This window comes from Streptomyces sp. NPDC048269 (assembly GCF_040652395.1).
Taxonomy (GTDB): Bacteria; Actinomycetota; Actinomycetes; order Streptomycetales; family Streptomycetaceae; genus Streptomyces.
Genome location: NZ_JBEZLW010000028.1, coordinates 59,685 through 72,253, shown reverse-complemented (window position 1 = coordinate 72,253; position 12,569 = coordinate 59,685). Strand labels below are relative to the sequence as shown.

Below are 12,569 nucleotides of genomic sequence, written 5' to 3'. Positions count from 1 at the left end.
ACCCCCGCCGTACGAAAGAAGGGCCCCCATGACCCTCCAGCGCCGGATCCTGGTCCTCGCCGCCTTCGTCGTCCTGCTCGCCGCCGTGGCCGTGCACTCCTTCCTGCGGGCCTCCTCCCGGGCCGACGAGAAGAACCAGACGCAGGCGGGCGGCCCGCAGATCACCCGGGGCGCGGTCTCCCTCGCCCAGGCCGGGGGCGGCCCGCGGATCGTGTTCCGGAACATGGCCTGGGGCCCGCACCGCGACGAACTCGCCACCGTCCCGGCCGCCGCGCCCGAGGGAGCCCGTACCGCATCCGGTGTGAGCTGCCTGCGCTTCCACGCAGCCGCCGGCACCGGAATCTGCCTCCAGGCCGACAAGAGCGGGGTCCAGGACGGCTACCGGGCCGTTGTCCTCGACGCGGGCCTCGAGGAGGTCTCCGCGCATGCCCTGGCCGGCATCCCCACCCGTGCCCGGGTCTCGCCCGGCGGGCACCTCGCCGCCTGGACGGTCTTCGTCGGCGGGGACAGTTACGCCGGTACGAACTTCTCCACGCGGACCTCGGTGCTCGACCTGCGCACCGGCAGGCTCGACGCCTCGCTGGAGGAGTTCACGATCCTCAAGGACGGCAAGCCCTACCACAGCGCCGACGTGAACTTCTGGGGGGTCACCTTCGCCGCCGACGAGCGGACCTTCTACGCGACGCTGGCCACCGGCGGCCGCACCCACCTGATCCGTGGGGACCTGGCCGGGCGGACCGTGACCACCCTGCGCGAGAACGTCGAGTGTCCGTCCCTGTCGCCCGACGGCACACGGGTGGTGTTCAAGAAGCGGGTGCCGGACCTGCCGGCCGAGGCGCCGTGGCGGCTGTACGCGCTGGACCTGGCCTCCGGGGCGGAAACCCCCCTCGCCGAGGAGCGCAGCGTGGACGACCAGGTGGTGTGGACGGACGACGGGACCGTCGTCTACTCGCTGCCGGGGGACTTCGGCGCCGACCTGTACTCCGTACCGGCCGACGGGAGCGGCGCCCCCGCCCGGCTCATGGCATCGGCCCTCGCCCCGGCCTTCCTCGGCTGATGCCGGAAAGGCCGGGGGAGGGCCGCCGCAGGACCGTTACGCCGGGATCAGGGTCTTGCGGCGCCGCTTCCGCTGCGCCCCGGCCGACAGCCTCAGCTCGATGATCGACCGTACGGCCGGCCACTCCTCGTCGAGGATCGAGTAGAAGGCCGTGCTGCGGACCGCGCCGTCGAGCCCCCGCGAATGGGCCCGGCGTACCCCCTCGCAGGTGAAGCCGAGACGTTCCATCGCGGCTCGCGAGCGGCCGTTGCGGGCGTCCGCGCGCAGCGAGATCCGCCGGACGCCCCAGGTCTCGAAGGCGTGGCGGAGCATGAGCAGCTTCGCCTCGGTGTTGATGCCGGTGCCCTGGGCGCTCGGGGACAGCCAGGTGTTGCCGATCTCGGCGGCATCGGGGATCGCCGTCGCCGGATCGCCGAACGGGACACCGGGCACGGCGGGCCACACGAGGGGCCCCTGCCAGTAGTCGAGTTCCAGGAACCGGGTCGAACCGACGACCCGCCCGTCGGTGGCTCTGACCACCGCGAACGGGACCGATCGACCCGCCGCCTGATCGGCGAGGGCACGGTCGATGTACTCGTGGGACGCCTGCACGCCGTGGGGTACGGGAGTGAAGGCGTAAGTCGTACGATCCTCGGCCCCGGCCACGGCCAGAGCCTCGGTGTGGTGGGGGGCGAGGGGCTCGAGCCGCACGGTGCGGCCGGCGAGGAGTACGGGTACGGGCACGGAGCCTTCGGTCCTTCTGGGCGGTGGGGTGGTTGCACAGTCTGCGTCCCTGACGTCGCCCCCCGTGCAAAACACGGGTGAAAGGCAACGGGCTGTCAGGTGAACGCGAGTGGCTCAATGTAGCCCCTTAAAGTCCTCTCATGAACCCCCAATTTGGCAATGGCGCGAACCTCTTTTTCGACGACTTGGGTCCCCGCGGCGGAGAGCCCTTAATCCTGATCCACGGACATCCGTTCAACCGCACGATGTGGGCCCCCCAGACGGCCGCGCTGACGGCTGCCGGGTACCGTGTGATCGCCCCTGACCTGCGGGGATACGGGGAAAGTCCGGTGCTGGCCGGCAAGGCCCTGCTTGCTGATCTCGCCGACGACATCGCCGCTCTCCTCGCCCGTCTGGAAATCGAACAGGTGGTCGTCGGCGGTGTGTCCATGGGCGGGCAGATCGCCATGGAGGTGCGGCTGCGCCACCCGGGTCTGGTAAGGGCGCTCGTACTCTCCGGCACCACCCCCGTTCCGGAGACCGAGGAGGGCGCGAAACGCCGCCGCGAACTCGCCGACAGGCTGCTCGCCGAAGGCATGGGGCCGTACGCCGAAGAGGTCATCGACAAGATGCTGGCGCCCTACAACGTGACCGGCATGCCGGAGGCCGCCGCGCGGGTGAGCGCCATGATGCGCGCCACCGCTCCCGAGGGCGCGGCCGCCGCCCTGCGCGGCCGGGCGGAGCGTCCCGACTACCGTCCCGTGCTCGCCGAGGCGGCCGAGCCATGCCTGGTGGTCGTCGGCGCGGACGACTTCTACATCCCGGTCGCGGAGGCCGAGGCCCTGCACGCGCTGGTGCCGCACTCGGTGCTCGCCGTCATCGAGCGGGCCGGGCACCTGCCGGGCGTGGAGCAGCCCGAGGCCTTCAACCGCGTGCTGCTGGAGTTCCTCGCCGGCCTGTGAGCCGCAGGCCGATTGGTCCGCCGTACGCAGCCCGGAATGGCCCAGCCGCGTGGGCCGTTCGGCTGGTCCAATGGGCCCGGTGACGATACGGTTCCTGCCCCCCGCCGGGGCGCCGCGCCGGCTGGCCGCCGCCCAGCTGAGCAATTCCGTCGGAGACGGCGCCTACTACGTGTGTTCGGCGCTCTACTTCACCCGAGTGGTCGGCCTCTCGCCGGCGCAGATCGGCCTCGGACTGACCCTCGCCTGGGCCATCGGCTCCGTCGCCGGGGTGCCGCTCGGGGCACTCGCCGACCGGCGGGGGCCCCGGGGCACCTCGACGGCCCTCGCGGTGGCCACCGCGGTCTCGGTGTTCGCCTTCCTCTTCATCCGGTCCTTCTGGGCCTTCCTGATCGCCGTCGTCGTGTACGCCACCGCCCAGTGCGGGCTGGCGGCCTCCCGGCAGGCGCTGCTCGCGGGCCTGGTCCCGCCGGAGCGGCGGACCGGAGTGCTGGCCCACCTCCAATCCGTGCTCAACGGCGGACTGGCGCTGGGCGCCGCGCTCGGTGGCCTCGCCCTCGGCGCGGACACCGAGCGTGCCTACCTCGCCGTGTTCGTGCTGGACGGGGTGAGCTTCCTGGTGTGCGCTGCCGTGCTGCTGCGGCTGCCCGCGGTGGCGCCGGTGGCCGGCCGGGCGGCCGGGGAGCCCCGGCTGGCCGTCCTCCGCGACCGGCCGTACGCGCTGGTCACGCTGCTGAACGCGATCCTGCTGCTGCGGATGCCGCTGCTCAGCCTGGCCATCCCGCTCTGGATCGTGGAGCGCACGCACGCCCCCGGCTGGCTGGTGTCGGCGCTGTTCGTGCTGAACACCGTCGCCGTGACCCTGTTCCAGGTGCGCGTGGCCCGCCCGGTCACCGACCTGGACGGCGCGCGGCGGGCGGTGCGGGTGTCCGGGCTGGTCATGGCCGCCTCCTGCGCGGTGTTCGCCGTCGCCGCGCTGCCCGGGTCGGGCCGGGCGGCCGCAGCGCTCCTGGTGGTGGGCGCGGTGCTCCAGGCGGACGCCGAGATGCGGCAGTCCGCCGGGTCCTGGCAGATCGGCTTCTCGCTGGCCCCCGCGGACCGGATCGGCCAGTACCAGGGGTTCTTCGGCACCGGGGTGCCCGTGGCCCGGACCGCCGGCCCGCTGGTGCTGACCGGGCTGCTCCTGGTGTGGGGGATCCCGGGCTGGCTGCTGCTCGGCGCTATCCTGCTGGCCGCCTCGTACGCGATGGGCCCGGCGGTCCGCCGGGCCGGGAGGACGCGACTCGGGGACGGGCCCGCGGGGGCCGTCGTACAGTCGGGCTGACATCCTGACCTGGAGGACACGCATGCTGCGAGGGCTCGCGACGATCAGTTTCTGGGCGGACGACCTGGAGGCGGCCAAGGCCTGGTACACGGAGCTGCTCGGGATCGCCCCGTACTTCGAGCGGCCCGGGTACGCGGAGTTCCGCATCGGCGACTACCAGCACGAGCTGGGCATCGTCGACCGCAGCTACGCCCCGCCGGGCGCGGCCAAGGAGCCGGGCGGCGCGGTGGCGTACTGGGCGGTCGACGACCTGCCGTCGGTCCTGCAGCGGCTGCTGGACCTGGGCGCCGAGGAGTACCAGCCGGTGACGGCGCACGGTGACGGCGGCTTCGTGACGGCGGCCGTCACCGATCCGTTCGGCAACGTGCTGGGCATCATGCGCAACCCGCACTACATGGAGATCCTCGACGGGGCGACCCCGGACCCCGCCTGAGGCCTGACATGGACGACGCATTGGTGCAACTGGCCTCCGTGGGCCCCTTCTTCACCGTGCCGTACGGGAAGGAGCCGCCCGGCCCGGGTTTCCGGCCGCTGACCGCCCTGTACGGGGAGCACCTGGCCCCGTACACCGCCGAGGTGGGGCGGCGGATCGGCAGCGGGCCGGGGCGCGTGGCCGCCTCCACCGCCCAGCTCGGGATCGCCTCGCGGCTGTGGTCGATCGGGCTGGGGTGCGCGGCGCTGGCCGGCCGGGTGCCGGACCTGGCCGCCGACCGGGTGTGGTGGCGGCTGCCCGGCGCGGGATCGCTGGAGCTGTGGCTGCCCGAGCCGGGGGAGCTGCCGGCCGAGCAGCTCGGGGAGAGCGTCCTGGGGAACCTGGCCCTGCTCGACGCGGGCCTGCGGCAGCGGTACGGGGTCTCGCCCAAGGTCCTGCGCGGCAATGCCGCGTCGGGGCTGGTCGGGGCGCTCCGGGTGCTGATCGACCGGATCCCGGCCGGCCGGGCCGTCGGCCTGGCGGCCGCCCTGCTCGCCGACGGCGGAGCTCTGGCCGGGACCGGCACCTTCGTCCACGAGGACGGCCTCGGGGTGGCCTTCGTACGGCGCAGCTGCTGCCTCTACTACCGGGTGCCGGGCGGCGGCTTCTGCGGGGACTGCGTGCTGCGCACACGCTAGGGGGTGCCTCTGGCGCACCGGGCCGGACGGCGAGACACCCCGAGGGCGTGTCCGCGGAAACGGCGGGGGCCACCGGGGCGCAGTCGCGCTGCTCCCCGGTGGCCCCGTACGGCCGGACGGCCGGACGGCTCAGAACGTGAGGTTCCAGGAGTCGATCTTGCCGATGTCGCCGCTGGCGTTGTCGTTCACCCGGAGCTTCCAGGTGCCGTTCGCGACCTCCGCGGAGGCGTTGACGGTGTAGACCTGGTTGATGTTGTCGGTGCTCCCGCCGGCGCGGTTGTGCACGGTGTACACGGTGCCGTCGGGGGCGATGAGGTCCACCTTCAGGTCACCGATGTAGGTGTGCACGATGTTCACGCCCACCTTGAGGGTGGCCGGGGCGTTGCCGGTCACCCCGCTGACGGTGAGGGGGCTCTCCACGGTGGTGTTGTCGCCGATGGCGAAGTCACCGGGGTTCTCGAAGTACTTGCCGGGCGGCGGGGTGGAGCCCACCGCCTTCAGCGCGTCGACCTGGCCCTCGCCGAAGAAACCGTTCTTGGCGGTGGTGCCGGTGCAGCGGCTGTCCGACGGGCAGGCGACGTCGTTGGCCTGGGTGGCCAGCTTGTCGCGCAGCTGCGCCGGGGTGATGCCCGGGTTGGTGCTCGCCAGCAGCGCGGCCACACCGGCCACGTGCGGAGAGGCCATCGAGGTGCCGCTCATGGTGCCGTACTTGCCGCCCGGCTGGGTGCTGTAGATGCCGGTGGCGTCTCCGCCGGGGGCCGTTACGTCGATGACGTTCAGGCCGAAGTTGGAGTACGAGGCCTTCGCGGTCGTGCCCATCGCCGAGACCGTGACCACGCCCGGGAGTTCGGTCGGGATGTCGAGGCAGGCGTTGGTGATGGTGCGGGTGACCGGGGTCGAGTCGTTCGGGCTCTCGGTGTCGGTCCGCTTGTTGGCCAGGTCGATGTTGGAGTTGCCGGCCGCCGCGACCTGCAGCGAACCCTTGCCCTCCGCGTACTCCTGGGCGCGCTTGACGCCCTCGATGATCGCGGCCTGGTCGGCGTTGTCCGGGCAGTTGAACTGCCACGGGTCGGTGTAGTAGCTGTTGTTGGTGACCTTGAAGCCGTGGTCGCCCGCCCACATGAAGCCGCAGACGGTGTTCTCGGCGAAGAAGAGCGAGGAGCCCGGCTCGGCGATGCGCACCGAGGAGATCTTCACGCTCGGGGCCACGCCGATGACGCCCTTGCCGTTCTTGGCGGCCGCGACCGTACCGGCCACGTGCGTGCCGTGGGTGCCCACGTCGCGCCAGGAGCCGGTGCGGGTGTCGGCCTTGCCGTACGCGCAGGACGCGGAGTCCGCCGCGTTGAAGTTCGGCGCCAGGTCCTGGTGCTGGTCGTCCACACCGGTGTCCAGGATGCCGACCTTGACGGACGCAGAGCCGGTGGTGACGGCCCAGGCCTGGTCGGCCTTGATCTGGGACATGTCGGCACGGACCGGCTCGCCCGACGGGGTCGTGGCCTGCGCCGGGTTGGCGGGCAGCGCCGGGTTGTAGGCGTCGGCCGGCACGTCCGAGGTGCGGGTGGCGCCGACCTGCTGGACCCCGCTCACACCGCGCATCGTGGTGGCGAAAGAGCCGGACGCCGAGTGGGCGACGATGACGCCGATCGCGTCGTAGTTCGCGAAGACCGTGCCGCCGTTGGCGGCGACGGCGGCACGGACCGCCGAGCTGTCACCGGGGGCGGTGATCACGAGGTAGGCGCGGGTGCCGGCAACCCAGGTCGCACTCTGGGAAGTCGGGGCCGCGGCCCGGGGCGCCGCCGCGGCCGCCGGGGCGGAAGCGGGGGCGGAGGGGGAGACGGGGGCGGTGCCGGCGAGCGCGGCGGGGGCCCCGAAGGCAAGTGCGGCGCCGAGGGTGGCGGCCAGCACGAGGGTACGTCGAGGTCGGCTGGATATGTGGGGTATCAATGCGTCCTCCGATGACCCGGTGGTGCGGGTGGCACCTACCGAGCCGTACGAAACGAGTGGTGGACGCAAGATGTCAGACGCGTGCCCTGGTATGGAAGTACCTTTTACAGCACGCGCGTTCTCCGGGGCGTGGCTGAAAATGGTCCCTAGCGGCAGAAGTCGGGGCCGACCGGGCTGGGCACCGTGGGGGCGAGCCCTGCCCGGCCGGCCCGTGCGGGCGTACCGGCTGCACCGGTAGGCCCGTACAGGCGTACCGGCTACACCGGTACGCGGTCCTTGTCGCCGGTCGCCTGGGGCGGCATGGCGCCCACCGGCTCGCCGTGCGCGTCGTCGACCAGCGTGGTCTCGTCGAACGGCAGTCGCCCGGCCAGTACTTCGGCGGCCCGTGCGTGGTCGAACTCCTTCGTCCACGTCCCGATGAGCACGGTGGCGACCGCGTTGCCCGCGAAGTTGGTCAGCGCCCGCGCCTCGCTCATGAACCGGTCGATGCCCACGATCAGACCGACCCCGTCCACCAGTTCCGGCCGGTGCGACTGGAGGCCGCCGGCGAGCGTGGCGAGGCCCGCGCCGGTCACCCCGGCCGCGCCCTTCGAGGCGATGATCATGAAAAGCAGCAGCGAGACCTGCTCGTCCAGCGCGAGCGGCTTGCCCATCGCCTCCGCGACGAACAGCGAGGACATCGTCAGGTAGATCGCGGTCCCGTCCAGGTTGAAGGAGTAGCCGGTCGGCACCGTGATCCCGGTGACCGGTCGCGACACCCCCAGGTGCTCCATCTTCGCGATCAGCCGCGGCAGCGCCGACTCCGAGGAGGACGTGGACAGGATCAGCAGGAACTCCCGGCCCAGGTAGCGCAGCAGGGCGAACACGCTGACCCCCGTGCACACCCGCAGCAAGGTGCCCAGCACCACGAACACGAAGATCAGACAGGTCGTGTAGAACCCGATCATGATGACGGCGAGGGACTTCAGCGCGTCGATGCCGGTCGCGCCGACCACCGCCGCGATCGCCCCGAAAGCGCCCACCGGGGCAGCCCACATGATCATCGCCAGGATCCTGAACACCAGCTTCTGTACGTGCCCGATCCCGCGCAGCACGGGTTCGCCCGCCGCGCCCATGGCCTGGAGCGCGAACCCGCACAGCAGGGCCACCAGCAGCGTCTGGAGCACCTGGCCCCCGGTGAAGGCCGAAACCAGCGTGGTCGGGATGATCCCGAGCAGGAACTCCGGGGTGCTCTGCGCCCCGCCCGCCTTGGCCTGGGCCTCGCCCGCGTGGCGTGCGGCCTCGGTGAGGTGCAAGCCGCTGCCCGGGTCCAGCAGGTTCCCCACCAGCAGGCCGATGGCGAGGGCCACCGTGGACATCACCATGAAGTAGCCGAGGGCGAGCCCGCCCACCGCCCCCACCTTGGCGGCCTTGCGGACCGAACCGATCCCCAGCACGATCGTGCAGAAGATCACGGGCGAGATCATCATCTTGATGAGGTTCACGAAGCCGGTGCCCAGCGGCTTGAGCTCCACGGCCACGCCGGGGGCGGCGAAACCGACGGCGATGCCGAGGAGCACCGCGGCGATCACCGCGATGTAGAGATAGTGCGTTCTGTCGCGCCTGGCGGCCACGATGCCTCCTGTGGTGAATACGTCCCGGGAGGACCATCACCCGCCGCTGTGACCCCGGTCACCCTTGCGTTCATTGAGTTCATGAGCCGGTGCACACTGAGCGCCATGTTCCGTTTGCCCCGGCCGCCGCGCAGCCTCGCCGGCCAGCTCTTCGCCATGCAGGTATTGCTGGTCACCGTGGTCGTCGCCGGATGCGCCGTCTTCGCCTACGCCACCGCGCGCGGCCAGGCCGAGGACGCGGCCCGGCGCCAGGCCGGGGCCGTGGCCCGCGCGGTCGCGGACTCCCCCTCGGTCCAGGAGGCCGTACGGGAGGCCGTACGCGGCATCGATCCCACGGCCCGGCTCCAGCCGTACGCGGAGCGGGTCCGGGTCGACTCGGGGGTGGACTTCGTGACGATCATGGACCCGGCCGGGCGGCGCTGGACCCACCCGGACCCGCGCCGGATCGGCGAGCGCTTCATGGGGAACACCGCTCGCGCCCTGCGCGGCGAGACCTTCAGCGAGACCTACACCGGCACCCTCGGCCCCTCGATCCGCGTGGTCACCCCGCTCACCGACGACGGCCGCGTCGTCGGCATGGTCAGCGCCGGGATCACCGTCCGCGCGATCAGCGCGCGGCTCGCCTCCCAGCTCTCCGCGCTCGCCTGGGTCGCGGCCGCGGCCCTCGCCCTCGGCGGGGCGGGCACCTACATCGTCAACGCCCGGCTGCGCCGCCACACCCACGGAATGAACGCGGCCGAGCTCAGCCGGATGTACGACTACCACCAGGCGGCCCTGCACGGAGTGCGCGAGGGGCTGCTGATGCTCGACGGCCAGCGCAGGATCACCCTGATCAACGACGCCGGACGTGAACTGCTGGGCCTGCGGGACGCGATGACGGGCACCGGTGTCGCGGACCTGGGACTGCCCGCGCCGCTCACCGGGGCACTGCTCGCCGACCGGCCCCGGGTGGACGAGGTGCACCTGACCGCCGACCGGGTACTCGTCGTCAACAGTTCGCCCGTCGCGGGCGGCGGCCGCCGGGGCACCGTGGTCACCCTGCGCGACCACACCGAACTCCAGGTGCTGACAGGAGAGTTGGATCACGAACGGGGGTTCACCCAAGCCCTGCGCTCGCAGGCCCACGAGGCGGCGAACCGGCTCCACACGGTGGTCTCGCTCATCGAGCTGGGCCGCGCGCAGGAGGCGGTGGAGTTCGCCACCGCAGAACTGGAACTGGCGCAGGCACTCACCGACGAGGTGGTCACCGCCGTCGGGGAGCCGGTGCTGGTGGCGCTGCTGCTCGGCAAGGCCGCCCAGGCGCACGAGCGGGGCGTCGAGCTGGTCGTCACCCCCGACAGCACGGCCGTCGAGGGCGGCCCCGGGACCCCGCCTGCCCGGGACCTGGTCACCGTGGTCGGCAATCTCGTGGACAACGCCATGGACGCGCTCACCGGCGTCCCGGGCGGGCGGATCGCGGTCACCGTGCGCTCCGGCGCCGACGGGCTGCTGCTGCGCGTGACCGACAGCGGCCCGGGGCTGCCCGAAGGGGTGGACGTGTTCCGGCGCGGCTGGTCCGGCAAGGGCGAGGGGCGCGGCCTGGGCCTGGCCCTCGTACGACAGGTGGCGCAGCGCCACGGCGGCACCGCGGAGGCGGCCCAGCCGCCGGAGGGGGGAGCCGAGTTCACCGTACGGCTCCCCGTGCGGCCGGAGGCGCGGCCGTGAGCGCCCCCGAGGTACGGGTCCTGATCGTCGAGGACGACCCCGTGGCGGCCGACGCGCACGCGCTCTACGTCGGCCGGGTCCCCGGCTTCACCGCCGTCGGCACCGTCCACTCGCTCGCCGAGGCCACCCGGGCCCTGGAGCGGACCCGTGTCGACCTGCTGCTGCTCGACCTGGGCCTGCCGGACGGGAACGGCCTGCGCTTCGCGCGCGGGCTGCGGGCCGCCGGGCATCCCGTCGACGTGATCGCGGTGACCTCGGCGCGCGACCTGGCCGTGGTCCGCGAGAGCGTCTCGCTCGGAGTGGTCCAGTACGTGCTGAAGCCCTTCGCCTTCCCGACCCTGCGCGAACGGCTCCTGCGCTACGCCGAGTTCCGCGCGACGGCGGGGGAGGCGGCCGGCCAGGACGACGTGGACCGCGCGATGGCGGCCCTGCGCGCGCCCCGGCCGGCGGAGCTGCCCAAGGGGCTGAGCGCGCCGACCCTGGACCGGGTCGCCGCCCTGCTGCGGGCGGCGACGGAGGGGCTGACCGCGGCGGGGGCGGCCGAGGCGGCCGGGATCTCCCGGATCACCGCCCGCCGGTACCTGGAGCACCTGGTGGACACCGGCCGCGCGGACCGCACTCCCCGGTACGGCCAGGTCGGCCGCCCCGAACTGCACTACCGCTGGCTGGCGGCGGCCGGCTCGGTGTCGAAGGTGTAGAACTTCCGGTGGTCCAGCATGTCCGCCGGGGTCACGTCGTTCCACGGCCGCATCGTGTCGTTCAGGTCCACGACGTTCTGGGTGCCGGCGGCGGGCAGGTACGGGGACTGTGGGTGGCGGGTCTGCCACTCGGCCCACAGCTTGTCCACGTAGGCGTGGTGCATCCAGAACACCGGGTCGTTGGGGGAGACGCCGGTGGCCATCTGGCCGCCGACCCACACGTGTACCCGGTTGTGCAGGTTGGCGCCGCGCCAGCCCTCCAGGTTGTTGCGGAAGCCGCCGTTCGAGGAGCTGTTCCACGGGGCCGTGTCGTACACGGGCATGGCGAGTACGGCCTCCACCTCGGCCTTGGTCGGCAGCTCGCCGACGCCCGCGCCCAGCGCCCGGCGCAGGTACGCGCGTCCGTCTACCCGTACGGCTATGTTCCACTTGCCCGTCGCGTACGCGAACGGGCCGTCGATGACCTGTCCGTCGCGGGCCCGGCCGGTGCCGCCGAGGAAGTCGGCGGCCCAGAGGGAGGACCGGGTGGTGCGGTCGGCCGTCCAGTCCCAGTACGGGAGCGAAACGCTCGCGTCCACCGCCTGAAGAGCCGCCTCGAACTCGCGCAGAAACCGGCGGTGCCAGGGGAGAAAGGAGGGCGAGCGGTGTCCCACCCGGTCGCCGGAGTCGGTGTCGCTCATGATGAAGCCGTTGTGGGTGGTGACGAACCGGTCGTAGCGGCCGGTGCGCTTCAGCTCCAGCAGCGCGTTGGTGAAGGCGCGCTTCTCCTCGGGAGTGAGCGCGGCCTGGTTCTTGCGGACGGTCATGCCGCGCCTCCCCCCGGCGAGAACGGGGCGAGCTCGGCACCCTGGAGCTCGCGTACGGCGGCTCTGGCCAGCGAGGCCGGGTCGGCGAAGCTCTCGTAGTGGTTGACCACGCTGATCCAGCTGCCGTCGGCGTTGCGCATCGCGTGCAGCTCGCGGCCGTCTATCCGGACGGTGGGCAGACCGGGGGAGTGGTGGCCGCCGTGGTGGCCGCCACCCGTGCCGGCGGCTATCCGGATGCGCCGGCCCTGGTACACCTCGTCGACCGGGCCGACTGGTGTGGTGGCGGACCGGGAGTCGGTGGCGGCCGCGTGCGCGGTGACGCCCGCGAGGCCGAGGGCGGTGAGTGCGCCGGCAGTGGTGCCCAAGGCCTGCCGACGGGTGATCTTGTTCATGCCCGAAGAACTATCAGGGTGTCAGGGGCAGTTGGCCGCTATCCAGACATCAGTGGACAAGTTTCGTTTAGAACGAATGGGGCGATCTTTTCGTCCGGACCGGATCCGGCAGCCGGGGCGGGAAGTTTTGCGGTGGAAATACTACTGGTCAGTAATTCTTCCCGTTCGGCAGGACGGACATGGGGGCGGGTGCATCACGGATGTCGACCGGAAGCTACGGCGCGATATCAGGGGTATATGTCGGTTACTCCCCTATAGTT

General features: G+C 72.4%; 12 protein-coding genes. 7 read left to right on the top strand and 5 right to left on the bottom strand.

Going from position 1 to position 12,569, the window contains the following annotated elements; translation table 11 throughout:
* Positions 1 to 28 precede the first annotated feature (28 nt).
* A complete protein-coding gene (locus AB0D48_RS25845; protein WP_362401479.1) occupies positions 29 to 1,057 on the top strand; it encodes a TolB-like translocation protein in 1,029 nt (342 codons plus the stop codon).
* Between the two features lie 36 nt (positions 1,058 to 1,093).
* On the opposite strand, the gene AB0D48_RS25840 is transcribed toward AB0D48_RS25845, so the two are convergent.
* Positions 1,094 to 1,780 (bottom strand): GNAT family protein, encoded by a 687-nt coding sequence (locus AB0D48_RS25840; protein WP_362401476.1) that lies wholly within the window; start codon positions 1,778 to 1,780, stop codon positions 1,094 to 1,096.
* 140 nt (positions 1,781 to 1,920) lie between these two features.
* Between AB0D48_RS25840 and AB0D48_RS25835 the strand changes: the two genes are divergently transcribed.
* The 4 genes from AB0D48_RS25835 to AB0D48_RS25820 all read left to right on the top strand — a co-directional run bounded on the left by AB0D48_RS25835 (position 1,921) and on the right by AB0D48_RS25820 (position 5,152).
* Entirely contained in the window at positions 1,921 to 2,721 is an 801-nt protein-coding gene (locus tag AB0D48_RS25835; protein WP_362401473.1) for an alpha/beta fold hydrolase, read from the top strand.
* Positions 2,722 to 2,800: 79 nt separating this feature from the next.
* A complete protein-coding gene (locus AB0D48_RS25830; protein ID WP_362401470.1) occupies positions 2,801 to 4,042 on the top strand; it encodes an MFS transporter in 1,242 nt (413 codons plus the stop codon).
* A gap of 22 nt (positions 4,043 to 4,064) precedes the next feature.
* Entirely contained in the window at positions 4,065 to 4,475 is a 411-nt protein-coding gene (locus AB0D48_RS25825; RefSeq protein ID WP_362401467.1) for a VOC family protein, read from the top strand.
* Between the two features lie 8 nt (positions 4,476 to 4,483).
* Entirely contained in the window at positions 4,484 to 5,152 is a 669-nt protein-coding gene (locus AB0D48_RS25820; RefSeq protein WP_362401464.1) for a (2Fe-2S)-binding protein, read from the top strand.
* Positions 5,153 to 5,281: 129 nt separating this feature from the next.
* Here the strand turns inward: AB0D48_RS25820 and AB0D48_RS25815 are convergent, their stop codons facing one another.
* Together AB0D48_RS25815 and AB0D48_RS25810 are read right to left on the bottom strand one after the other, a co-directional pair.
* Positions 5,282 to 7,057 carry a S8 family serine peptidase gene (locus AB0D48_RS25815; RefSeq protein ID WP_362401461.1) on the bottom strand — a complete coding sequence of 592 codons (1,776 nt, stop codon included), beginning with the start codon at positions 7,055 to 7,057 and terminating at the stop codon, positions 5,282 to 5,284.
* 296 nt (positions 7,058 to 7,353) lie between these two features.
* Entirely contained in the window at positions 7,354 to 8,709 is a 1,356-nt protein-coding gene (locus AB0D48_RS25810; RefSeq protein WP_362401458.1) for a cation:dicarboxylase symporter family transporter, read from the bottom strand.
* A 105-nt stretch (positions 8,710 to 8,814) separates the two neighbouring features.
* On the opposite strand from AB0D48_RS25810, the gene AB0D48_RS25805 reads away from it, so the two are divergent.
* A complete protein-coding gene (locus AB0D48_RS25805; protein ID WP_362401455.1) occupies positions 8,815 to 10,413 on the top strand; it encodes a sensor histidine kinase in 1,599 nt (532 codons plus the stop codon).
* Positions 10,410 to 11,111, top strand: a complete 702-nt coding sequence (locus tag AB0D48_RS25800) for a response regulator (protein ID WP_362401452.1) — start codon at positions 10,410 to 10,412, stop codon at positions 11,109 to 11,111. Before AB0D48_RS25805 ends, AB0D48_RS25800 begins: the two co-directional genes overlap by 4 nt.
* Here AB0D48_RS25800 and AB0D48_RS25795 read toward each other — a convergent pair.
* Both AB0D48_RS25795 and AB0D48_RS25790 read right to left on the bottom strand, forming a co-directional pair.
* Entirely contained in the window at positions 11,069 to 11,917 is an 849-nt protein-coding gene (locus AB0D48_RS25795; protein WP_362401449.1) for a tyrosinase family protein, read from the bottom strand. The genes AB0D48_RS25800 and AB0D48_RS25795 overlap by 43 nt on opposite strands.
* Entirely contained in the window at positions 11,914 to 12,309 is a 396-nt protein-coding gene (locus AB0D48_RS25790; protein ID WP_362401446.1) for a tyrosinase family oxidase copper chaperone, read from the bottom strand. Before AB0D48_RS25790 ends, AB0D48_RS25795 begins: the two co-directional genes overlap by 4 nt.
* Positions 12,310 to 12,569 lie beyond the last annotated feature (260 nt).